Raw genomic sequence first — 23320 nt, 5'->3', positions numbered from 1 at the left:
GGCACCGGACAAGCAAAGAAGCGTTTGTTCAATGTTCACTGTCCCTTCACTTCAACGGACCCTATAACTCCCGTCATGGCTATTCTAACGCGCGCCGTCCGGCGTCTCGCGCTCGTCCTTCCCCTCGCGCTGCTCGCCCCGCAGGCGATTCACGCGCAGGACCCTGCGCCGGCAACTCCGGCCTACCTGACCAAGGAAGGGCAGACGCCGTGGATTTACGAGGGCAGCGACGTCCCTCGCGACGAGGAGTGGATTTTCGGCAAGCTGCCCAACGGCGTTCGTTACGCCGTGCGCAAGAACGGGGTTCCGCCCGACCAGGTCTCCATCCGCGTGCGCATCGATGCCGGCTCGCTCTACGAGGACGATAGCGAACGCGGCTTCGCCCACCTGCTCGAACACTTGCTGTTCCGCGAAAGCCAGTACCTCGGACCGGCGATGGCGATCCCGACATGGCAGCGTCTCGGCGCAACCTTCGGCAGCGACACCAACGCCGAAACCAGCCCGACGCACACGGTCTACAAGCTCGACCTGCCCAATATCGATGCGAAGAAGCTGGCGGAGAGCATGAAGATCCTTTCGGGCATGGTGCGCGCGCCCGTGCTGTCCGATGCCAATGTGAAAGCCGAAGTGCCCATCGTCCTTGCGGAAAAGCGCGAGCGCGGGGGACCTCAGCAGCGCGCGGCGGAAAAGACCCGCGAGACCCTGTTCGCCGGCCAGCAGCTTGCCGACCGGCTGCCGATCGGGATCGACGAGACGCTCAATGCCGCGACCGGCGCGACGGTGAGTGCATTCTACAAGCGGTGGTATCGACCGGAAAACACGGTCATCGTTGCAGTCGGCGATATCGATCCGATGCAACTTGCCGCAGAGGTCGAAAAGTATTTCGGCGACTGGAAGGGCTCTGGTCCGTCGCGCCCCGCACCTGATTTCGGCGATCCGAAGGCACCCAAGGGCGCGGATCCGGCCAATCCGGTTGGCGAAGTGGCTGCGATCGTGGAGCCCGGCACGCAGCGCAATTTCACCTATGCGATCATGCGGCCGTGGCGTCCGGTACAGGATACCATCGCCTATAACGAAGGGCTGCTGCGCGACACGCTTGCCCAGGCGCTGATCAACCGCCGCCTCGAGGCGCGGGCGCGTGCAGGGGGCGACTACCTGTTCGCGCAGGTCCAGCAGGACGATGTGAGCCGGTCCACCGATGCGACCTTCGTGGCTTTCGCTCCGCTCACCGGAGACTGGAAGGCTGCACTGGCAGATGTACGCGCGGTCATTGCCGACGCGTTGATCAATCCGCCGACGCAGGAAGAGATCGACCGCGAGGTTGCGGAGTTTGCCTCGATCTTTGCGAGCTCGGTCGAACAACGTCGCGTCATGGCGGGTGCGAAGCTTGCCGATGACATCGTCAATGCAGTCGACATACGCGAAACCGTTGCCGCGCCGGAGACGGTCCTGACAGTTTTCGAATCGATGAAGAAGACACTTACTCCGCAGCAGCTTCTCGATCATACGCGTCAGCTCTTCTCGGGGAGTGTCATCCGCGCCGCTTACCTCACGCCCGAAACGGGCGAGGCAAGCGAGGCTGCAATCCGTGACGCACTCAAGGCTCCGATCGAGGCGGCTTCGGACGCGCGGATCGCAGCGCAGGAAATATCGTTCGCAGACCTGCCTGCCATCGGTGCACCGGGCACGATCACCCAGCAGGGTGCTCTCGGCGTGCTCGACATCGAGCGGGTCGATTTCGCCAACGGTGTGCGGACCATCCTCTGGGCCAACGATGCCGAACCGGGACGCGTGTCCGTGAAAGTTCGCTTCGGCGGTGGCTGGCGTTCGATCGGACCTGACGACGCCGCCTACGCGACTCTTGGACAGATGGCGCTGGTCGAAGCGGGCGTGGGTGAACTCGGGCAGGAAGAGCTCGACCGGATCACGACCGGGCGCCGCATGGGTTTCGACTTTGCGATCGGCGACGGGGTTTTCACCTTCTTCGGCCAGACCCGCGGTCAGGACCTTGCCGATCAGCTCTATCTCTTCGCCGCCAAGCTCGCCATGCCGCGCTGGGACGCGAACCCGATCGTGCGTGCGCAGGCAGGCGCGAGGCTCGCATACGAAAGCTATGCTGGCACTCCGGCCGGCGTCATCAATCGCGACCTCGAATACCTGCTGCGCGCAGGCGATCCGCGCTACAAGACGCCCGATCCGGAGATGCTCGCCAAGGCCACTCCCGAAGGCTTCCGCAAGATGTGGGAGCCCCTGTTGAAGCAGGGGCCGGTCGAAGTACTGGTCTTCGGCGATTTCAACCGCGACGAAGCAATTGCGGCGCTGACCAAGACGTTCGGCGCACTGCCGCCGCGCGAACCGCTGCCAGCCGCCGTGCTTTCCAACAAAGCGACCTTCCCGAAGTCGGGCGAAACGGTCGTCCTTCATCACATGGGCGAAGCCAACCAGGCTGCGGCCGCCATAGCGTGGCCAGGCGGGGCCGGGGTGGAGAACCTGCGCGAATCGCGCCAGCTCGAAATCCTCACCCAGCTGTTCAACAACCGCTTGCTCGACGCCATGCGTGAGCGGGCGGGCGCCAGCTATGCGCCGGTGGTGAACAACCAGTGGCCGACCGACGTCGACAGCGGTGGCCGCATCACCGCCTTCGCCCAGCTCCGGCCCGAGGACGTTCCGGCGTTTTTCCAGGCAGCCGACAAGATTGCCCGGGACCTTGCCACCACGCCGCCAGCCACCGACGAGCTCCAGCGCGTGACCGAACCGCTGCTGCAGTACCTCAACCGCGTTTCGACCGGGAACCTCTTCTGGCTCTACCAACTCGAGGGATCGACCCAGGAACCCATGCGCATCGCCCTGCTGCGCTCGCTCCTCGTCGATTTCACCGAGACCACGCCCGAGAAGATGCAGGCGCTGGCACAGAAGTATTTCGGGACGGCGGGCTGGCGCCTTGCCGTGATCCCCGAAGGTCAGAAGCTGGCGACACGGGTTACGGCGACGCCGGCGGAAGCCGGACGCTGATCCGAGCACGGCAATCGGCTTTTTGGGCTGGCCAAGCAAAAGCTGCTTGCTCCATTATGCCTGCTCGTCTGCTGTGAGCGGGCAAATCGGCGCGAATTCCCGCGCCACAACTGGAATTGGTAATGGCGACGAACTGGGCACCCGATAGCTGGAAGGAATTCGAGGCAAGGCACTTGCCCGAATATCCCGACGCAGGCGCGCTCGATGCCGCCACCTCGACACTCGAAACGCATCCGCCGCTGGTCTTCGCCGGCGAGGCGCGCGCGCTGAAGGCCGACCTTGCCGAGGTGGCCGAGGGCAAGGCGTTCCTGCTGCAGGGCGGCGATTGCGCCGAAAGCTTCGCCGAATTCCACCCGAACAACATCCGCGACACCTTCCGCGTGCTGCTGCAGATGGCGGTCGTCATGACCTTCGCCAGCAAGAAGCCGGTGGTGAAGGTCGGGCGCATGGCTGGCCAGTTCGCCAAGCCGCGTAGCTCGCCCACGGAAACGCAGGGCGATGTCACCCTGCCGAGCTACCTCGGCGACAATATCAACGGCATCGACTTCGACCCCGACCAGCGCATCCCTGATCCGCAGCGCATGGTGCGCGCCTATTCGCAGGCCGCCGCCACGCTGAACCTGCTCCGCGCCTTTGCCAACGGCGGCTACGCGAACCTGCGGCAGGTCCACCAGTGGACGCTCGAGTTCATGGGCCGTAGCCCTTGGGCGGACAAGTTCAGCGACGTTGCTGACCGCATCGGCGAGGCGCTCGACTTCATGGAAGCCTGCGGGATCAGCCCCGAGACGCTACCGCAGCTTCGCGGCACCAGCTTCTACACTAGTCACGAGGCGCTGCTGCTCCCCTACGAACAGGCGCTGACCCGTCGCGACAGCCTGACCGGCGACTGGTACGACACCAGCGCGCACATGGTCTGGATCGGCGACCGCACCCGGTTCGACGGCAGTGCGCATATCGAATTCTGCCGCGGCATTGGCAATCCGCTCGGCATGAAGTGCGGGCCGAGCCTCGAGACCGACGCGCTGCTGCGCCTGCTCGACACGCTCAATCCGGCGCGCGAAGCGGGACGCATCACGCTGATCAGCCGCTTTGGCCACGACAAGGTCGAGGATGGCTTGCCGCGGCTCGTGCGCGCAGTGAAGCGCGAAGGCCACCCGGTGGTCTGGAGCTGCGACCCGATGCACGGCAATGTCGTCAAGTCGGACAGCGGTTACAAGACGCGACCGTTCGACCGCATATTGAGCGAGGTGAAGGGTTTCTTCGCCGTACACCGTGCGGAAGGCACACATCCGGGCGGTGTCCATGTCGAAATGACCGGCCAGGACGTGACCGAGTGCGTGGGCGGTGCGGTTGCGATTACCGACGAAGCCCTCGCGGACCGTTACCACACGCATTGCGACCCGCGCCTCAATGCGGCGCAGTCGCTCGAATTGGCCTTTCTCATCGCCGAGATGTTGAACGAGGAACAATCTGTCCGCCGCGCCGACGCGGCCTAGGGGATTCTACCGAGGCCGGCTTGCGAGCCGTGTTTTGACCTAGAAGTCTATGCGGGCCTCCCAACCCCCGGAGGTTCGATTGCGCTTGCGCCGGCTTTGCATAACGGGACTGTTCAGCCTCTGGGCAATTTTCGTCCTGCCGGCGACGATGGCGCTCGCCCGGGATCAGCGTCACGCACTTCCGCTGCTGATGGTCGCGACCGCTCTGCCGATCGGCGTCATGTTGCTCCGTCACTTCGCGCTGTCGTCGCGTCTCTACCGTCGGAACCGGGAACTGCAGGAAAAGGTCACCCAGCTCCAGCTGGCCGAACAGCTTGCCGGTGTCGGTCGCTGGAGTGTCGACATCGCCACCCGGCGTCATCGCTGGTCCGAGGAAGTCTGCACCATCGTTGGCGTGCCGCCGGGCACTCCGCCGACCGAAGAGCTGCTCGCGGGATTGCTGGTCGACGGACTGAAGCAAATGGAGACCACCTTCTATTCCCACCGCACCGATCGCGAGCCCTTTATCGTCGAATTCGAGGTGGAAAATCCGCTCCGTGGAACGCGAATCCTGCGCGCCAGGGCCAGCAACTCCTTCTCGGCCGAGGGAGCGCGCGAACAGGTATTCATGGTCGTCCAGGATGCGACCTACGAATACCTCCGCGTCGCGGCCGCGGAACGCGAACGTGCCGAAGCTGTCGCGCGCGAGGAAGAGGCACAGCTCCTCGCCAACACGGATGTTCTTACCGGCTTGGCCAATCGCCGCGCCGCCATGGCGACGCTAGATCGCGCAATAATGACTGCGCGGCGGTGCAGGGGGGAATTGGGTCTGATCGTCTTCGACATTGACCATTTCAAACAGGTCAACGACGAGTATGGCCACACCATCGGCGATCGTGTGCTCGCCGAAGTGGGTCGGATTGCGGCCCGGAACGCGCGCGACGGGCAGCTTGCCGCGAGAATCGGGGGCGAGGAATTCCTGATGATTCTCGCTGGGGCGCCGGAACTCGCCGTGACTGGTGCGGCCGAGCGTTTGCGATTGGCGATCGAAGCCGGGACGAGCATGGCTCCGCTGCCGAACGTCACGGTCAGCGTGGGGCAGGCTATGCTCGGGCCGGGCGACACGAGCCTGACTTTGTTCGCCCGTGCGGATGAGGCGCTGTATGCGGCAAAAAGGGGCGGACGCAATCGCGTCGCGCTCGCAGCATGATGTATCAAATGATTGATTGACGAAAGAATTTTCGCGGAAGCCTTTAAACCGTCACCGATATGCGCCATCATCGCAAATGGTTGCCGCGACCTGGCAGCCGTTGCGCCGAGGGGGACCCCATGCCCCATCCTGAGCAAGTCCCTGCTTTCGCCGACGCGCCACTCAAGGCGCGCTACCGCGCCGTGCGCGCGATGTCCGAAGCACTCGTCGCCCCGCTGTCCGAAGCCGATGCCACCATCCAGTCGATGGAAGATGCGTCTCCCGCCAAGTGGCACCTGGCGCATGTCACGTGGTTCTGGGAAACCTTCCTGCTTCGCGACCACTTGGCCGGCTATGCGCTGTTCGACGAGCGCTGGCCCTTTGTTTTCAACTCATATTACGAGGCGGAGGGGGAGCGGATCGCGCGCTTCTCGCGCGGGATGCTGTCCCGCCCGACGCTGGCGCAAGTGCTCAAGTGGCGCGCCCATGTCGACGCGGCGATGGAGTCGCTTTTCGATCGTGAGGAGTTGCAGCCGCTGATCGAACTCGGTCTTGCGCACGAACAACAACACCAGGAACTGCTGCTCACCGACATCAAGCATGCGCTCTTCCAGAACCCGCTCGATGTGGCGATGTGGGAGGACACCGGAGCCGTGGCAGAGGTCCGGTGCGACGGATGGTTCGGACACCCGGGCGGGGTGGCGCGGATTGGTCACCAGGAACCTGGCTTCGCCTTCGACAATGAGGGACCCGCACATCGCGTCCTGCTCGAACCTTTTGCCCTGTCCTCTCGTCTCGTGACGAATGCGGAGTGGGCGGAGTTCATAGCCGACGGCGGCTACGAGACACCGACCCTTTGGCTTTCCGATGGTTGGGCTTGGGTTCGCCGCGAAAATATCTGCGCGCCGCTCTACTGGCGGGAGGAAGAGCACTTCACCCATTCCGGCTGGCATCCTCGCCATGCCGAAGCACCGGTCACACACATTTCCTATTTCGAGGCGGACGCCTTCGCGACCTGGTCCGGTAACCGTCTTCCCACCGAATTCGAATGGGAAGCCATCGCCCGCGGGCAGGAAGGGGAGGAACAGGCGCATGATCCTGGCGGCGGCAACCAGCTCGACAGGGCCGCACCGCCATTGCCTGTGGGCAGTTCCGGGCTGTTTGGCGACTGCTGGCAATTTACCCGCTCGGCCTACCTGCCTTACCCGCGCTTCAAGCCTGCCGGGGGTGCCGTGGGCGAATACAACGGCAAGTTCATGAGCGGCCAGTTCGTCCTAAAGGGCGCCAGCTGCGCCACCGCCCGCGGCCATTCGCGCCCGAGCTATCGCAACTTCTTTTATCCGCACCAGCGCTGGCAGTTCACCGGCCTGCGGTTGGCGAGGGACGTGTGATGCGGACCGAACAAGGCATTGCCATCGTCGACCGTGACGAGGACGGCGTCGACCGCGCATTCCGCGCAGATGTCCTCGCCGGCCTGCGCCAGCAGCAGAAGGCTGTGCCCGCTCGCTGGTTTTACGACGAGGTGGGTTCGCAGCTATTCGAACAGATCACCGGGCTCGAAGAATACTACCCGACGCGTGCCGAGACCGAAATCCTCCAAGCTCGAGGAACCGAGTTTGCCGATCTCATCGGGCCCGATCGAGCAGTGGTGGAGTTCGGCTCGGGTAGTTCGGTCAAGACGCCGCTTTTGCTCGAGACAATCGAGCCCGCTGCTTACGTCCCCCTCGATATCTCGGGCGATTTCCTGCGCGAGAGCGCCGCCGCGCTTGGCGAGAAGTTCCCCGGCCTGCCGGTTTATCCGGTGGAGGCGGATTTCATGCGCCGCGTCACCTTGCCCGACGATGTCGCGCCGCTGAAGAAGCTAGGGTTTTTCCCCGGCTCCACCATCGGCAACATGGTTCCGCGGACGGCTGTCGACCTGTTGCGGTCGATGCGCGCCACGCTGGGCGCCGACGATGGCGAGGCACCGCTGCTGCTGATTGGGATGGACCTGGTAAAGGACGCCTCAACCCTCGAGGCAGCCTACGACGATTCACAAGGCGTAACGGCCGCATTCAACCTGAACCTCGTCCATCGCATCAATCGGGAGCTCGACGGCACGATCCCCGTCGATGCCTTCGCCCACGTTGCGCGCTGGAACGATGATTTCGCACGCATCGAAATGCATCTCGAAGCAAAGCGCGACATCGCCTTCGAAGTGTCCGGGCGGCGCTTCTTCATGAGGAAGGGCGAAACCATCCATACGGAGAACAGTCACAAGTTCACCCGGCGTAGCGCGAACATACTGTTGCTGGCCGGCGGCTGGACACCGTTGGAACGCTGGCTCGACAAGGGCGAACGGTTCTCGCTGATCCTTGCCCGTGCGACCGAACACCGCGACGCGCCCTGACATTCATGGACGCGCCAGACCCGGCTTCCTATATCTTCGCCATGGACATCGGACCCGTTTTCTCTGCCGCCGCGGACACGCTGAGAGCAATACCGCGCTCCGAATTGCTGATGGCAGCCGTTGCGGCGATGGTCATCGGCTGGATAGGCGCTCTCGTCGCAAAGCGAACCGCGCTTGGTGGTATCTTGAAGACGGCAAGTTCCGTGGCGTTGGGCGCCATACTGCTAACGGTGGTACTCCAGCTCTCCCGCTTCGATCCCCGTTTCGATGTCGCCGTTCCGCAGATCGGCCTGCCGGAACAGGTCGTGGCCGGCGGCGAGACCCGAATCCCGATTTCTCCCGACGGCCATTATTGGGTCCGGGCCCAAGTCAACGGCGTTCCGGGCAACTTCATGATCGACACCGGGGCTACCCTGACCGCGATTTCCGAGCCGCTTGCCGAGCGTGCCGGACTTGAACCGCGCAGGGGAGGGATACCCATCATACTGGGTACCGCCAACGGCACAGTGCAGGCCTATGTTTCGACGGTAGAGAGTCTCACCTTCGGCAACATCAACGCCAGTGGTACGGATGCCGCAGTTGCGGCGAACTTCGGCGACTTCAATGTTATCGGGATGAATGTGCTTGCACGACTGGGGGCATGGCGGGTCGAGGAGGGGACGCTGATCCTCGTGCCCAAGGCTGCTGATCGGATCGATTGATCCTCAGACGGCGCGGGTGACGAAGCCGTCTTCCCGCCCGCGACCTGAATTGTATTCCATGACCTCGCGGAGTTCACGGTGGGCAGGGCGTCCCTCGCGCGAATGCAGCACCAGCTTCACCGTGTGGAGCAGAAACCTTCGGTCGAAGGGTTTGCGGACATACGCCTGCGCGCCGCCGTACATTGCCGCGGCTTCGTCCTCGGCGCCCTGTATCGCGGTAAACATAATGACGGGCAGGTCATAGTTGCGCGCCGATTGGCGCACTTCACGCAGCACCTGCCGTCCACTCATCCCCGGCATGTCCTGGTCCAGCAGCAGCAGGTCGGGCCTGCGCCACTTGAGCAACTGCAGCACCTTGTCGCCATCCGTCACCCATCCGCAGGCGTGACCCGCCTCTATCAGGATGTTGGCGGCGAGCTCGGCCACGATTTCATCGTCGTCGACGATCAGGATATGCGCCATGGGCAATACTCCGGTCTTTCGATATTCCAGTGGCTTACCTGCGGAGGGTTCGTTCCGCCTATCCGGTTGGCTACGTAATATTGCGCGCTAGGTCGGCGCGCAGACATTGCGGGCGGCCCGCACGAGTGCCACTTGTCTCCCGATGATTCGCGATCCTTTCCTCGTCACTCAAGGCATTCACAACTTCCGCGACTATGGCGGTTGGGAGACGCGTGGGCGTGAGCGGGTGAAGAGCGGGCTGCTGTTCCGCTCCGGCCAGCACGTCGATGCGACCGATGAAGACCTCAAGGCGATAGCGGAACTCGACATTCGCACGGTCATCGACTTGCGCGGCACGTCGGAGCGTGAACGCAATCCGTGTCGGCGGGTCGAAGGCTTCGACGGCGAAGTGCTGTTCTATGATGGCGAAACCACTTCCAGCCCACCGCATATGGATGTCGAACCGGGCGCCACTGCATCGGATTTCGCCCGCCAGCGGATGATCGCCGTCTACACGCGCATGCCCCACAATCCCGCGATGATCGACATGTTCGGACGTTACCTTAACGTTTTGGCTGAACGGGACGGTGCGAGCCTTGTCCATTGCTTTGCCGGCAAGGACCGCACCGGCATCGCGGCGAGCATGCTGCTCCACATCCTTGGCGTGCCTGAGGAATTGCAGCGCGAAGAATTCCTGCGCACCAACAAGAGCCCGACGTTCGATGTCCTCGTCCAGCAGTCATTGCCGGGTATCGAGGAACGCCTCGGCCGCAAGCTGGAAGTGGAACAGGTCCGCGACCTCCTGGAAGTGCGCACCGAATACCTCGACACCTTCCATGCAGAGGTGCGCCGCGACTATGGCGACTTCGACAGGTACCTGACCGATGTCATAGGTGTGGATGAACCGCTGCGCGAACGGCTCAAGGACCGGTTCCTCGCGTGACTCTGGGTGCGCGGCTTCCCATATAGCCGAACGCACCGAAATTCTGACCTTACGAGACTAGATATGGCTACCCACCGCACAAAGATGCTCATCATCGGCTCCGGCCCCGCTGGATATTCCGCCGCCATCTATGGCGCGCGCGCGATGATGGAGCCGATCGTGGTGCAGGGCCTGCAGCCCGGCGGCCAGCTGACCATTACCACCGATGTCGAGAACTATCCCGGCTTCGCCGACGTCATCCAGGGCCCATGGCTGATGGAGCAGATGCAGAAGCAGGCCGAACATGTCGGCACGAGGATGATGTGGGACACGATCGTCGACGTCGACCTCGCAAACGGCTCGCCTTTCAAGGCCATTGGCGACAGCGGCGATGAATACATCGCCGATGTGCTGGTCATTGCTACCGGTGCGCAGGCCAAGTGGCTCGGTGTCCCGGGAGAAATGGAACTCGGTGGTAAGGGCGTCTCTGCCTGCGCGACCTGCGACGGGTTCTTCTATCGCGGCAAGAAGGTCGCGGTGATCGGCGGCGGCAATACTGCGGTCGAGGAAGCGCTCTACCTCACCAACCATTCGGACGACGTGACGCTGATCCACCGCCGTGACGAGCTGCGGGCCGAAAAGATCCTGCAGGAACGCCTGTTCAAGCATCCCAAGATCAAGGTCCTGTGGAACAAGACCGTCGACAGTTTCGAGGCTGGCGCGACGGGAACCCTTGGCTACCTTAACCTGCGCGACACGGTCACGGGCGAGACTTCCCAGTTCGAAGCGGACGGAGCCTTCGTGGCGATTGGCCACGCCCCGTCGACCGAGCTGTTCAAGGGCAAGCTGCCGCTCGACGAAAGCGGTTACCTGCTGACCGAGCCGGGCTCACCGAAGACCGCCATCCCGGGCGTGTTCGCGGCCGGCGACGTTACCGACCATGTCTATCGCCAGGCCGTTACGGCCGCGGGCATGGGCTGCATGGCCGCGCTCGACGCAGAGCGTTTTCTCGCGGGCCTGGAAATCGATGCCGACGGCCACGCTCAGAAAGTTGAAAGCGTGGCCGCCGAGTAAACGCCTCGAGGTGCGTCAGAACACCGCGATGGCGGCGTGAAGCACCAGAGCCATCAGCACCAGGCTGGACAGCGCGAACAACACGAACCGCACGAGTACGCGATTGGCGGTCGCCTGGACCAGCGAGTGCGCGACGCGCAGGCCGACGTAAATCCACGCCAGCAGGGCATTCAGCCCTTCGCCCTGACCGATGATCGCGAGCACGATCGCGATGGCATAGAAAACCGTCGGCGCTTCGTGCAGGTGATTGTAGTTGTCGGCCTTCCAGCTCACGCTGTCGGGAAGTTCCGCGCGCAGGCTGGCACCGGTTGAACCAACCATCTTGGTACCATCGATGCCCGCCTTGCTCATCGCCGGGATGCGGGTGAGATACATCCACCACCACATGATCATCGTCCAGCCGGCGAGTGCGACGACGGGTTGCAGGATTGCTGACTGGATCATGCGAGAGCTCCCGGATCGGCGAAGACGGTCAGCATGACCGCCCGGTAGGCGAGGTAGACCAAAGCGAAGGTGGACAGCAGGAACAGCATGAAGCGGATCGCGACCACGTTGACGGTTGCCTGCCAGATCGAGTGGATGATCCTCAGGGCTACATAGATCCATGCGGCTAGCGTATCGACAGCGCCTGCACCCATCAGAGCGATAATCACGACCGCCGGGTAGAAGATGGTCGGCTGTTCCATCAGGTGGGCGTAATTGTGCGACTTCCACTGCACGCTGTCGGGCAGGACGCCTTCGAGGTCTTGGCCGCGACCGCCCGGCTTGGCCTTGGAGATGTCCATGCCGCTCTTCGACATGGCCGGAAAGCGCGTTCCCGCGGTCCAGAACAGCATGACGAGCGACCACGCAATGAGCACCGCTGCGGGTGCCAGCATCTGGGCTTGCATTGTTTTTTCCCCTCCTATCCGACCCTTGGCAGGAATCTGCGATGGAGCGGGGGGATTGTCAAACGCAACCTATCCGCTGGCGAGCGTCTGCGCGAAGCTCTGCATGTCGGTATTGCCGCCGGTCAGCATGATGACAGTATCGGCATCGACCGGCACCTTGCCGGACAGAGCCGCCGCCAGTGCTGCAGCGCCGCCCGGTTCCACGACCAGGCGAAGGTTGCGGAACGCGAAACGCTGGGCTTCGCGCACTTCGTCGTCGGTCACCGCCACCCCGGGCTCCGCACGGCCAAGCAGGACGGTAAGGTTGATGTCCTTTGTGGCGTCGGGCTGTAGGGCATCGCAGATGGTCTTGGGCGGATCGGCGGCAACGCGGACGATCTCGCCCGCAGCAAGAGACTGGCCGACCATGTCCCAGCCTTCCGGCTCGACGGGATGGATTGCACTGGTCGGGCAGGCGAGGGCGAGGCCTGCCGCAAGGCCACCCCCACCGCAGCACGCGATGAACCGTGAGGGTGTGCGACCGAGCTGCTTTTCTGCCTCGATTCCGGCACTCCCCTGTCCCTCGATTACCCAGGCATCGGCAAATGCATGGACCAGTGTCGCACCGCTTTCCCCGATGAGCCGCGCGGCAACTTCGTCGCGGTCCTCGCCCGGCCTTTCATAGAGCACGACTTCGGCACCAAGCGCGCGGGTCGCATCGAGTTTCACCTGTGGCGCGTTACGCGGCATGACGATGGTGGCTGGTATCCCCAGACGCCGCGCGGCCCAGGCCACACCTTGCGCATGGTTGCCGGAGGACACGGCAACCACACCACGCTCCCGTTCCTCCTCCGACAGCGCGGACAGGCGATGCCACGCCCCCCTGATCTTGAACGCGCCCACGGGCTGCAGCACCTCAGCCTTGGCCCAGCATTGCACGCCGCCGATGTCGACCGGCATTAGCGGCGTCGGCGGCAGGATCGCAGCAATCTTTTCATAGGCCTCGGCGACGCCTTCGCGGGTCGGCTTGCGTGAAGAGTCTCGGATCATTTGGCGCGCTTAGCGCATTTCGCTAGGGGAGCGCCAAGATTCGAATTCGGAGAAGTGAAACATGTCGACAGTCCTCGTGATCGGTGCCGGTGGCGTCAGCTCGGTCTGCGTCCACAAGATGGCGATGAACAAGGATATCTTCGGGGACATCCATCTCGCCAGCCGCACGCGTTCCAAGTGCGACGCGATTGCCGCCAGCGTGAAAGAGCGCACCGGCGTGGATGTCGCCACCTACGAGATCGATGCCGAGGAAGTCCCGGCGATGATCAACCTGATCAAGAAGATCGGCCCCAGCCTCGTCGTCAACCTGGCGCTGCCGTACCAGGACCTGCCGATCATGGATGCCTGCCTTGCTGCCGGCGTCGACTACCTCGACACGGCCAATTACGAACCGAAGGACGAGGCAAAGTTCGAATACAGCTGGCAGTGGGCATACCATGATCGCTTCAAGGAAGCGGGGATCATGGCGCTGCTCGGCTCGGGCTTCGACCCGGGCGTCACCAGCATCTTCACCATGTGGCTCAAGAAGCACAAGCTGAAGACGATCCGCACGCTCGACATTCTCGATTGCAATGGCGGCGACCACGGGCAGGCCTTCGCCACCAACTTCAACCCCGAAATCAACATTCGCGAAGTGACCGCACCTGCGCGCCACTGGGAGAACGGCGAGTTCGTCGAGACCCCGGCAATGGGCAAGCGCGTCGAGTTCGACTTCGAGGCCGTCGGCCCCAAGAACATGTACATGATGTACCATGAGGAGCTGGAGAGCCTCGCCAAGTTCAATCCGGAGATGGAGCGCGCGCGCTTCTGGATGACATTCGGCGACGAGTACATCAAGCACCTCACCGTGCTCCAGAACGTCGGCATGACCAGCATCGAGCCGATGAAGTACAAGGGCGTAGAGATCATCCCGCTCCAGTTCCTCGCCGCGGTGCTGCCCAAGCCCGAAACGCTGGGCGAAACGACCAAGGGCAACACCAACATCGGCTGCATCGCCACCGGCGAGGCGCTCGACGGGTCGGGCGAGAAGACGTTCTACATCAAGAACATCTGCAGCCATGAGGCCGCTTACGAAGAGACCGGCAACCAGGCGGTCAGCTACACCACCGGCGTTCCGGCGATGATCGGCAGCGCAATGGTGGTGCAGGGCATCTGGAAGGGCGAGGGTGTGTTCAACGTCGAGGAAATGGATCCCGATCCGTTCATGGACATGCTCAACCGGCATGGCCTGCCGTGGACTGTCGAGGAACTCGACGGACCGGTCGAGTTCTGATGCGGCGCATGTGGGCCGCTACCGCGATTCTGACGCTCGCGGCCTGCAACCAGGCTCCTCCCAAGGAGGAGGTGCCCAAGCTCGCGGTCGATGCCGGCTGGCCGACGATCCCCGCCGATGCCAAGTTCGGCGAAGTCAGCGCGGTCGATGTCGACAAGGAAGGAAACATCTTCGTCCTGCATCGCGCCGGGCGGGTGTGGGAGGAACCCTTCCCCGCAGAACCCATCGCCGAACCGACGGTCTTCATGTTCTCGCCGGAAGGAAAGCTTCTGGCTCGCTGGGGCGCGGGTTTGTTCGTCATGCCCCACGGCATTTCCATCGACGCCGATGACAAGGTCTGGATCACAGATGTCGGACGCGAGCAGGTATTCCGCTTCAGCCACGACGGGCAGCAGGAGCTCGTGATCGGCGAACGCGGAGTCAGCAAGCAGGACGCGACACATTTCGGCCGACCCGCGGACGTGGCGTTTCTGGGGGACAATGTGCTCGTTGCCGATGGTTATGTGAACACCCGCATTGCCGAGTTCGACCGCGAGGGGCACTTCATCAGGGACTGGGGCGACTTCAATATCGCCCACGCGGTCGCGGTGGATGACAGGCACATTTACGTCGCTGACCGCGAGAACGGGCGCATCCAGATCTACTCCTTCGACGGGAAACTGGTCGAGAGCCGCGTCTCGTCTGGCGGCAACCACACCTATTCGATTAAGCCGCTTGGCAACGGTCGACTCCTGGCGGTCGAGGGCCGGGACGGAGCGGATCGCAAGGGTGCTGTCATCCGCATCTACGCCCCCGACGGGGCGATCGAGCGTTCCTTTGATGTCGGCTTGCCGGGTGTGGATGCGAGCCTTGGCCATGACCTCGCGGTCGGAGCGGACGGCAAGGCCTACGTCACCGACGTGCCCGGCGGTCGCGTGGCTCGTTTCTCTCTGCCGTAGTGAACTCGCAGCACCTGCTTGACGATTTTATCAAGTGATATAATTTGAATCGGGAAAGGAGCCGCCATGGCTACGCTCGCACTCGATTCCGACTTTGCGCCCAAAAACAATCCGCTGCCCGCCGAGGTGCTGGCGCAGCGCGATGACATTCCGCGCATCTATGGCAACGTGGACTTCGCCGTCATGCCCGAGCGGTTCTCCATCGATCTGGCGGACAAAGTGGAAATGCCTCCGCGATTCCTCTCGCGCCGGGCGGAACTGCTTGCGGACGAAGACTGCCTCGAGACGATCAGGGCCTACACCATGACGGGTGACCGGACGGCCGACGCCTATGCCGCGCTGATGCCCGAGTTCGGGTTCCGCCGTCTCGTCGACATGCTCGACCTCGCATGCGACGAAGGGCTCGAGGCTGTCGAGGACGCACCTGCAGAGCTGTGCGCATTCATCGGCGCAATGGAAGAAAAGCCCGATTGGCTCGACATGGAGATGGTGGAGCAAGGTGCCCGGCAGGAGCGCAATGCCCACGTCCACCTGACACCCTTCGTGCTGCGCGGTGCTTTCATCGCGACCTTCATGAACAAGTACAGCGCGCTCCCCATGGCGCTCACCGGCACGCTTTCGAACAACACCGCCGCGCGCCGTGCGTACGAGACGGGCAGCTTCTTCACCTCCACGTTGATGCCCGGTGCCCTGAGGCGCGATGGCGCGGGCTTCAAGGCGGCGGCCAAGGTTCGCCTGATGCATTCGATGGTGCGGGCCAACATCATGCGAAGCGGCAATTGGGACGTCTCGGTGTTCGGCATACCGATACCCCAGGTCGACCAGATGCCCGCTGGGTTGATCGGCACCTATCTGATGGCACGCGAAGTGCTCGACAGCGGGCGCGAGACATTCACGCCCGAAGAACGCGCCAAGGTTGAACTGGCGCGCTACCGTTGCTTCCTCCTCGGCCTGCCCGAAGACCTGCTGAGCGACACACCGCGAGGGATCGAGAAGCTTTGGCTTACCCGCCAGGCGACCTTGCGCGCGGAATTCGACCCGGAGACCTGCGGTGCCCTGCTGCGCGCAACAATGGCGGCGGAAATGACGCAGGGCCGAGGTCCAATGGCCGGGGTCAGGCGGTGGATGGAGGGCGGCTTTTCCAAGCTCTTCTTCATCGAACATTTCATGGGCGGCGACCGGGCGCTGGCCGCCAGCGTGGGCGTGACCATGAGCGCGATCGACAAGCTCGCCGCACTGACGGCAGTGGCCTTCGTCCATGGCCGGATCCGGTGGTTCAAACTGCTCGATGCAATTCCGGCCACACGAGAATGGGCGGACCGTCGCCTGGTTCGCAAATTGGCCAGGCTGCTCAAGACCTACGGCCATGCCGACTTCATCACCGACGCGAGCAAGTACAAACCATCGGTCTGAATTCTTTGAGGGACCTCTGGAGCTAAACTCGCTCTTGGCCTATCCCGCGGACATGGCTCAGACCGAACCTGCCAGCCGCGGTGCCTATGCAAAGAGTGCGGACACGCGGCGTGCCATCCTTGATGCGGCAATCGTGGCTTTCGGGGAGAGCGGGCTTGACGGGGCCAGCACGCGCACGATCGCTGCCGCTGCCGGGGTCAACCAGCCAGCCCTGAACTATCACTTCGGGTCCAAGGATGCGCTCTACGTCGAATGTGCAAGGGCCATTGTCGAGCGGTTCGCAGCAGGAACCGCATCGGCTTCGGGTCCGGCAATCGCTCTACTGGGGAGTGGTGGAAGGGTTGATCCCGATCTTGCCCTTGTTCGCCTGCGCCAGCTGATGGACGCGCTGGTCGATACGCTTGTCGCCAACGAGGATGCCGCGATCTGGGCAGGCTTCGTTGCGCGCGAGATGAACGCCCCGGGCGATGCCTTCGCGATCCTCTACGACAGCCTGTGGCAGCCGGGCACGGAATTGGCGGCGCGCCTGATCGCTGCGGCACGCGGCTATGCCGATCCGGGGGATGACGAACGACTGGACGCCCTGATGCTGATTTCGAACCTCATCGCCTTCACAAACGGCAGGCGCGTGTCGAAATCGATAATGAAATGGCGGGACATCGGGCCTGAGCAACTCGTCGCCGTCCGCCGATCGATTTCTCGCCAGGTCGATGCACTGGTGGCACAAGGGAACTGACGGTCAGAAGACGCTGGTCCGGTCCTCGGGGACGGGAATGCATGAGGGGAAGGGAAGAACCATGGCAACGACAAGACGCGGTTTTATTGGTGGAGCCGCAGTCGCGGCATCGGTTGTAGCCAGCCCTTCGATCGCCGCGCCGCGTGCCTCGGGCAAGGTCCGCGGACCCTTCGTTCTCACGACCTGGGACTTCGGACCCGGCGCCAATGAGGCGGCCTGGCCGATCCTCGCCGGTGGCGGGTCTTCGATCGATGCGGTCGAGCGCTCGATCAACCACGTCGAACTGCTGCCCGACGAATACTGGGTCGGCTACGGCGGCGTGCCCAATGAGGTCGGTGAAACCACGCTCGACGCGACGATCTTCTGGGGGCCGCGCCACGATTTCGGCGGTGTAGGCTGCCTCAAGCGGGTCAAGAAGGCGATCTCGGTCGCACGCAAGGTGATGGAGGAAACGCAGCACTCGCTGATCGTCGGCGACGATGCGACGCGCTTTGCGGTGCGCATGGGGTTTGAAGAGACATCGCTCACCAATCTGCGCTCGCAGGAGGCATGGGAGAAGTGGGCGGCCAAGGGCGAGCGCACCGATGCTTTCCTGCCCGAGCCGTTTGCCGAGGATCATTTGCCGGGGCACGACACGGTCGGCTCGATCTCTGTCGATGCGGCCGGAAACCTGTGCGTCGGCTGCTCGACCAACGGACGCGAGTTCAAGATACCGGGCCGCGTCGGCGATTCCCCGATCCCCGGCGCGGGTGCCTATGGCGACCAGGCCGTTGGCGGAGCGGTCGCGACCGGTAATGGCGACGTGATGATGCGCTTCCTGCCAACCTATCACACGGTCGAGCTGATGCGGCAGGGCATGCCGCCCGATATCGCCGCCGCGACAGCGCTGAAGCGGATTACCGACAAGGGCTACAAGTTCGGCGGAGGCATTGCGGCAATCGCGATCGACGGCACGCACGGTGGGGCGCAGGTCGGCTGGGACGATGCCGGGTTCAGCTATTCGGTACGCAGCGCATCCGGGAACGAACAAATCTGGGTCTCGCCCAAGCCCGCCTGAGCGGCTAGGGGGCGGCCATGGAAACCAGAGCCGGCGACCCGGGCGCCTTCGCGCACTTCGACCTCAATCGCGTCAGCAGCCCCGCTTTCGTGGTGGACGCTGCAAAGCTTCGCGCAAACTGCCAGGTGCTGGCCGACATCCGCGACGCGGCGGACATTAAGGTGCTGGCCGCATTGAAGGCCTTCTCCATGTGGTCGACCGCGCCGATCATCGGCGAATACCTCGACGGTGTGTGCACCTCGGGCCTGTGGGAGGCGAGGCTGGCCAGCGAGTTCTACGACGGCGAGATCGCGACCTATTCGGCTGCCTACAAGCCGGAGGAACTGGACGAGGTTTGCCGACTGTCGGACCACGTCATCTTCAACTCGCCGGGCCAACTCGAACGCGCATCGCTCATCCTCGAGAATGCACGCGCGAGCGGGCAGGACTTCGATATCGGCCTGCGCGTCAATCCGCTTAGCCCCCAGGGCGAAGTCCCGCGCTACGATCCCTCGAGCCCGGGCAGTCGCCTCGGCTTCCCGATCGACCAGCTGACGCCGGAAATCATGGCGCAGGTCGACGGCATCCACTTCCACAATCTCTGCGAACAGGATTTCGAGCCGCTCCTGGCAACGTGGGACGTGGTCTTCGACGCGCTCGAGCCATGGTTCGGGCAGTTGAAGTGGATCAACATGGGCGGCGGTCACCACATCACCCGCGCCGACTACCAGCGCGAGGAACTGGTCGAGTTCCTCAAGGACGCGAAGGACGATACCGGCGCGGAAATTTACCTCGAACCGGGTGAAGCTGTGGCGCTCGACGCGGGCATCCTCGTCGGCACCATCCTCGATACCGGGTGGAACGGCCTGCCGGTGGCGGTCTCCGACGTGTCGGCGACCTGCCATATGCCCGACGTGATCGAGGCACCTTACCGCCCGGCGATGCTTGGCGAGTTGCAGGATCCTGACGTCACCCCGACCCGCATCGGTGGCCCCTCCTGCCTCGCTGGCGATGTCATCGGCGACTATCGCATTCCGGGCGGGGCCGAGGTCGGCAACCGTTTCGCCTTCCTCGACCAGGCCCACTACTCGATGGTCAAGACCAACACTTTCAACGGTGTGCAGCTGCCTTCGATCTACCTCTGGGACAGCGACACCGACCAGCTCGAGCTGGTGAAGGAGTTCGGCTACGAGACCTTCCGCGACCGGTTGAGCTGAGCACGCAACTTCAGTTCTTCAAAAAGCGGTTCAGCCAAGCATTCCAGCGTTCCATGCGGTCTCGATAGAAGCTGGGTCGGCGTATCGTGTGGAATTCGCCGGGATAGATCACCAGCTGCGTGTCGATCCCACGGTGGCGCAGCGCCTGGTACATCTGCTCGCTCGCGATGGTGGGGACGTTTACGTCTTCCTTGCCGACCAGGAACAGCGTCGGGGTCTTGATGCGCTGGTTTTCGAAGAAGGGATAGCTGACCCGCAGCCACCCTTGGAGGTTTTCCCAGGGCGCGCCCAACTCCGCGATATATTCGCGCAGGTACTGGTCATGCCCGAAGCCGGTGATCACGTTGGAGATCGACGCGCCGCTGACTGCAGCCTTGAAGCGCGTGTCGCTGGCGATGACGTAATTCGTCAGCATCCCGCCATAGGACCAGCCGCTCACTCCAAGGCGATCGGGATCGGCGATCCCTTCTGCCACCGCGTGATCGACTGCCGCGAGCACGTCGGCCACGTCGACCGAGCCCCACGCCGCGTCGATGCCCAGGGCGAATTGCTCGCCGCGTCCGGTGCTGCCCCGCGGATTGGGGGCAAGGACGACGTATCCTGCGGCGAGCTGCCAGAGGATTTCTGCGTCCCAGCCATAATTGAACTGCGCGGTGGGCCCGCCATGCAGATTGAGCACCGTTGCGTGACGCTGACCCTCGCGATGTCCGATCGGGATGTAGACGAAGCCCGAAATTCGGGTGCCGTCTGCACTGGCAAAGCTCGACTTGCGGACCGATCCGAATTCCAGGTCTTTGAGCCAGCTGTCATTTCGCCTGCTCAGCTGGGTGAACCGGCCATCGGCAAAGGCATAGACTTCTGCCGGAGCAAAGCTTGATGTCCGGAGCAGTGCCATCCTGCCCTTCGCGACCGCGCTGGGCGAGGCGAGGACGTATTCGCCCTCGGCGAGCCTCGTTATCTCGCCGCCGGACGCGGGGACCTGTGCGAGGTACTCCTTGCCGTCGTCCTCGACGATGAAACGCACGGCGCGGCTGTTCTCGGTCCACACGGGCGAAAAGATGTTGCGATCGAGCTCGCCCGTAAGGATTGTCGGAGGGCCTCCCTCCGCATCGACGACTGCGAGCGGGCTCACACCGTACCAGATGGTTTCGGGCTCGCCGCTGCGGACATAGGCGATGCGCCTGCCGTCCGGGCTCCAAGCGGGAGGGGAGGTGGGACTGTCCGCGCCCTTGAAGGTGGTCAACTGCCGCGGCGTTGCGCCGAGGGCCGCCACGCGGGCAACGAAGATATCGGTATTGGTGGTTCGGTCCGGATCGTCCTGCCTGTTAGAGACGAAGGCGATATGGCTGCCGTCGGGGGAAAAGGCGGGTAGCCGCTCATCGAAATCGCCATCGGTCAGCCGCCGGGCGGTCTTGTTTCGCAGGTCGTAATGAAACAAGCGCGAGCGGCGGTTGTCGAGAAAGCCGGTATTGTCTTCCTTGTACCAATAGCGGTCGATGACGATCGGCCTCGGGCGGGTCTTTTCCTCGTCGGTCGCTCCCACCGGCTCGGGCTTGGGATCGGTCACGACGAGCACGATCGATCGACCATCGGGCGCCCAGGCGTAGTCGCTGACCGAACCTTTCATGCCCTCGATCGGCATCGCCTCGCCGCCTGCCATGGGCAGCAACCACAGCCGGTCCGGTGCATCATCCTTGCCTCCGCGCGACGAAAGGAATGCCACGTAGCTCCCGTCAGGACTGAAACGGGGCGTGGAAGCGCTTTCTCCCTTGCGCCCGGTGAGACGTCTTTCGCCCGACCCATCGGTCGCAGCAATCCAGATGTCGCTCGAATTTCTGTCCTGCTCGATGTCGGGTGTTGAAACCGAGTAGACCACCTGGGTGCCATCGGGCGAGATCGAGGGATCGGACACGGTGGCGACCATTAGCAGGTCGGCCGGCTCTACCGGCCTTGTCGAGGCCTGTGTGGGCTGTATCGCGGCAAGCGCAACGGCGGTTAGAATTGCTGGTTTTCGCAAGGTGCGCCTCCCCCAAATCTGAAAGATCGATAGTGCTCCCGCCGGGGGTAAAGTCAATTCGTCGCGCGATCGGGGAGCCATGGCGTGCGGGACGCGGCCCGTCGCATCTCGCGGCCGATGTGCCCTGCGTCGGGGTTGCGCATTTTTCGCGCGTATTCACTTGCGTTTCATGCCCCACGATTTATATGCGCCGCTCCCGCTGCCCCAAGGGGACTTCCTAACCGCAAGGCAGCTTGTCGTTTCATGGTCCGCAAGGACTGTTTAGGGGGTCCCTTGAGTTGCAGCATTTCCCTGACGCACGGTCTGTAGTTCGCGCTCTCGCGCCCGACGAACCCGTCATTCTCAATCGTCCGCACGCCGCCGCGCGCGCCGCCCGCTTCTTCGTCGAGAAGTTTCCGGGTCGCTCGCTCTATGCGGTGAAGGCGAATCCCTCGCCCGACCTGCTCCAGATCCTCTGGGACAACGGCGTGACGCATTACGACGTCGCCTCGATCGCCGAGGTGCGTCTGGTTCGCGCGACGCTCCCCGAAGCGACGCTGTGCTTCATGCACCCGGTCAAGGCGCCCAGCGCCATCCGCGAGGCCTATCACCAGCACGGCGTGCGCACCTTCAGCCTCGATTCGGTCGAAGAGCTGGCGAAGATCGTCGATGCCTGCCGTGACGCTGCGGGCGAACCAGCGCAGGACCTGCGCCTTTGCATCCGCCTGCGCGTGTCTAGCGAATATTCCGAACTCAGCCTCGCTTCCAAGTTTGGTTGCGACCTGACCGAAGCGCCCGCGCTGCTGCAGGAAACCCGCCAGCATGCCGACTGGCTCGGCGTCTGCTTCCACGTCGGAAGCCAGGCGATGACCCCCTTCGCCTATGTCCAGGCGCTGGAGCGCGTGCGCGCCGCGATTGCCGAGGCTTCGGTGGTCATCGACATGGTCGATGTCGGCGGCGGCTTCCCGAGTGTCTATCCGGGCATGGAACCTCCGCCGCTGGAGGATTATTTCCAGGTCATCCACCAGCACTTCTACAACCTGCCGATCGCCTACAACGCCGAACTCTGGTGCGAGCCGGGTCGTGCGCTGTGCGCCGAGTATTCCTCGCTGATCGTCAAGGTCGAGAAGCGCCGCGGTGACGAACTCTACATCAATGACGGCGCCTATGGCGCGCTGTTCGATGCCGCGCACGTGGACTGGAAGTTTCCGGTCCGCGCGCTCGAGGATGACCTCATCAAGCCGGAGATGGACTTCGCCTTCTACGGCCCGACCTGCGACGATGCCGATTACATGCAGGGCCCGTTCCCGCTGCCCGAGGACATCCAGGCCGGCGACTATTTCGAGATCGGCATGCTCGGCGCATACGGTGCCGCGATGAAGACCGACTTCAACGGCTTCGGCGCGGCCGAGCGGATCATCGTCACCGACGAGCCCATGGCGAGCCTCTACGACGGCAGCCGCACCCGTCCGGAAGCGGACAATGTGGTGAGCCTTCGCTGAAGCGGCGAAGACCCGAAACGGACAACGACCCCCGGCAGGCCACCGCCCGCCGGGGGTTTTTTCTTGCATCGCCACTCTCCGCTCATG

At 63.5% G+C, this 23320-nt stretch carries 20 protein-coding genes; 15 read left to right on the top strand and 5 right to left on the bottom strand.

From position 1 onward, the window contains the following. Nucleotides 1-75 precede the first annotated feature (75 nt). The 6 genes from RAM60_RS08175 (at nucleotide 76) to RAM60_RS08150 (ending at nucleotide 8766) form a co-directional block, all read left to right on the top strand. The gene (locus tag RAM60_RS08175) at nucleotides 76-3012 is read left to right on the top strand and encodes a M16 family metallopeptidase (protein ID WP_369027182.1); all 2937 of its coding nucleotides are present in this window, start codon (nucleotides 76-78) and stop codon (nucleotides 3010-3012) included. 122 nt (nucleotides 3013-3134) lie between these two features. Continuing rightward, a complete protein-coding gene (locus RAM60_RS08170) occupies nucleotides 3135-4508 on the top strand; it encodes a class II 3-deoxy-7-phosphoheptulonate synthase (protein WP_369027183.1) in 1374 nt (457 codons plus the stop codon). Between the two features lie 85 nt (nucleotides 4509-4593). Further along, nucleotides 4594-5697 carry a GGDEF domain-containing protein gene (locus RAM60_RS08165; RefSeq protein WP_510639576.1) on the top strand — a complete coding sequence of 368 codons (1104 nt, stop codon included), beginning with the start codon at nucleotides 4594-4596 and terminating at the stop codon, nucleotides 5695-5697. Nucleotides 5698-5816: 119 nt separating this feature from the next. Continuing rightward, nucleotides 5817-7067, top strand: a complete 1251-nt coding sequence (egtB, locus tag RAM60_RS08160) for an ergothioneine biosynthesis protein EgtB (protein WP_369027185.1) — start codon at nucleotides 5817-5819, stop codon at nucleotides 7065-7067. Beyond that, nucleotides 7067-8065: an L-histidine N(alpha)-methyltransferase gene (gene egtD, locus RAM60_RS08155; protein ID WP_369027186.1), complete on the top strand. Its 999-nt coding sequence runs from the start codon at nucleotides 7067-7069 to the stop codon at nucleotides 8063-8065. Before egtB ends, egtD begins: the two co-directional genes overlap by 1 nt. A 5-nt stretch (nucleotides 8066-8070) precedes the next feature. Continuing rightward, nucleotides 8071-8766: a retropepsin-like aspartic protease family protein gene (locus RAM60_RS08150; protein WP_369027187.1), complete on the top strand. Its 696-nt coding sequence runs from the start codon at nucleotides 8071-8073 to the stop codon at nucleotides 8764-8766. Between the two features lie 3 nt (nucleotides 8767-8769). Here the strand turns inward: RAM60_RS08150 and RAM60_RS08145 are convergent, their stop codons facing one another. After that, nucleotides 8770-9228, bottom strand: a complete 459-nt coding sequence (locus RAM60_RS08145; protein WP_369027188.1) for a response regulator — start codon at nucleotides 9226-9228, stop codon at nucleotides 8770-8772. Between the two features lie 142 nt (nucleotides 9229-9370). On the opposite strand from RAM60_RS08145, the gene RAM60_RS08140 reads away from it, so the two are divergent. After that, entirely contained in the window at nucleotides 9371-10150 is a 780-nt protein-coding gene (locus RAM60_RS08140; RefSeq protein WP_369027189.1) for a tyrosine-protein phosphatase, read from the top strand. 63 nt (nucleotides 10151-10213) lie between these two features. After that, a complete protein-coding gene (gene trxB, locus RAM60_RS08135) occupies nucleotides 10214-11203 on the top strand; it encodes a thioredoxin-disulfide reductase (RefSeq protein ID WP_369027190.1) in 990 nt (329 codons plus the stop codon). Nucleotides 11204-11218: 15 nt separating this feature from the next. Here the strand turns inward: trxB and RAM60_RS08130 are convergent, their stop codons facing one another. The 3 genes from RAM60_RS08130 to RAM60_RS08120 all read right to left on the bottom strand — a co-directional run bounded on the left by RAM60_RS08130 (nucleotide 11219) and on the right by RAM60_RS08120 (nucleotide 13122). Further along, on the bottom strand, nucleotides 11219-11647 hold the full coding sequence (locus tag RAM60_RS08130) for an MAPEG family protein (protein ID WP_200980893.1): 429 nt from the start codon (nucleotides 11645-11647) through the stop codon (nucleotides 11219-11221). Next, complete coding sequence (locus tag RAM60_RS08125; protein WP_369027191.1) at nucleotides 11644-12093, bottom strand: MAPEG family protein; 450 nt, start codon at nucleotides 12091-12093, stop codon at nucleotides 11644-11646. The genes RAM60_RS08130 and RAM60_RS08125 overlap by 4 nt, the downstream gene beginning before the upstream one ends. A gap of 69 nt (nucleotides 12094-12162) precedes the next feature. Next, nucleotides 12163-13122, bottom strand: coding sequence for a threonine ammonia-lyase (locus RAM60_RS08120; RefSeq protein WP_369027192.1), 960 nt, complete (start codon nucleotides 13120-13122; stop codon nucleotides 12163-12165). A gap of 61 nt (nucleotides 13123-13183) precedes the next feature. On the opposite strand from RAM60_RS08120, the gene RAM60_RS08115 reads away from it, so the two are divergent. From RAM60_RS08115 to RAM60_RS08090, 6 genes are all read left to right on the top strand, one after another. After that, nucleotides 13184-14395 (top strand): saccharopine dehydrogenase family protein, encoded by a 1212-nt coding sequence (locus tag RAM60_RS08115; protein ID WP_200980890.1) that lies wholly within the window; start codon nucleotides 13184-13186, stop codon nucleotides 14393-14395. Beyond that, nucleotides 14395-15333 carry a peptidyl-alpha-hydroxyglycine alpha-amidating lyase family protein gene (locus RAM60_RS08110; RefSeq protein ID WP_369027193.1) on the top strand — a complete coding sequence of 313 codons (939 nt, stop codon included), beginning with the start codon at nucleotides 14395-14397 and terminating at the stop codon, nucleotides 15331-15333. The genes RAM60_RS08115 and RAM60_RS08110 overlap by 1 nt, the downstream gene beginning before the upstream one ends. Nucleotides 15334-15399: 66 nt before the next feature. Next, nucleotides 15400-16746, top strand: coding sequence for an oxygenase MpaB family protein (locus RAM60_RS08105; protein ID WP_369027194.1), 1347 nt, complete (start codon nucleotides 15400-15402; stop codon nucleotides 16744-16746). Between the two features lie 52 nt (nucleotides 16747-16798). Continuing rightward, the gene (locus RAM60_RS08100) at nucleotides 16799-17482 is read left to right on the top strand and encodes a CerR family C-terminal domain-containing protein (RefSeq protein WP_369027195.1); all 684 of its coding nucleotides are present in this window, start codon (nucleotides 16799-16801) and stop codon (nucleotides 17480-17482) included. 61 nt (nucleotides 17483-17543) lie between these two features. Further along, nucleotides 17544-18539, top strand: coding sequence for a glycosylasparaginase (locus RAM60_RS08095; protein ID WP_369027196.1), 996 nt, complete (start codon nucleotides 17544-17546; stop codon nucleotides 18537-18539). A 17-nt stretch (nucleotides 18540-18556) separates the two neighbouring features. Then, nucleotides 18557-19735 carry a carboxynorspermidine decarboxylase gene (locus RAM60_RS08090; protein ID WP_369027197.1) on the top strand — a complete coding sequence of 393 codons (1179 nt, stop codon included), beginning with the start codon at nucleotides 18557-18559 and terminating at the stop codon, nucleotides 19733-19735. A gap of 10 nt (nucleotides 19736-19745) precedes the next feature. On the opposite strand, the gene RAM60_RS08085 is transcribed toward RAM60_RS08090, so the two are convergent. After that, entirely contained in the window at nucleotides 19746-21752 is a 2007-nt protein-coding gene (locus RAM60_RS08085; protein WP_510639569.1) for a S9 family peptidase, read from the bottom strand. Nucleotides 21753-22030: 278 nt separating this feature from the next. Between RAM60_RS08085 and RAM60_RS08080 the strand changes: the two genes are divergently transcribed. After that, nucleotides 22031-23233 carry a type III PLP-dependent enzyme gene (locus RAM60_RS08080; protein ID WP_369027199.1) on the top strand — a complete coding sequence of 401 codons (1203 nt, stop codon included), beginning with the start codon at nucleotides 22031-22033 and terminating at the stop codon, nucleotides 23231-23233. Nucleotides 23234-23320: the final 87 nt, after the last annotated feature.

The organism is Qipengyuania sp. RANM35, assembly GCF_041021145.2.
Taxonomy (GTDB): domain Bacteria; phylum Pseudomonadota; class Alphaproteobacteria; order Sphingomonadales; family Sphingomonadaceae; genus Qipengyuania; species Qipengyuania soli.
The sequence above is the reverse complement of the archived record's forward strand: the minus strand, read 5'-3'. Positions and strand labels throughout refer to the sequence as shown.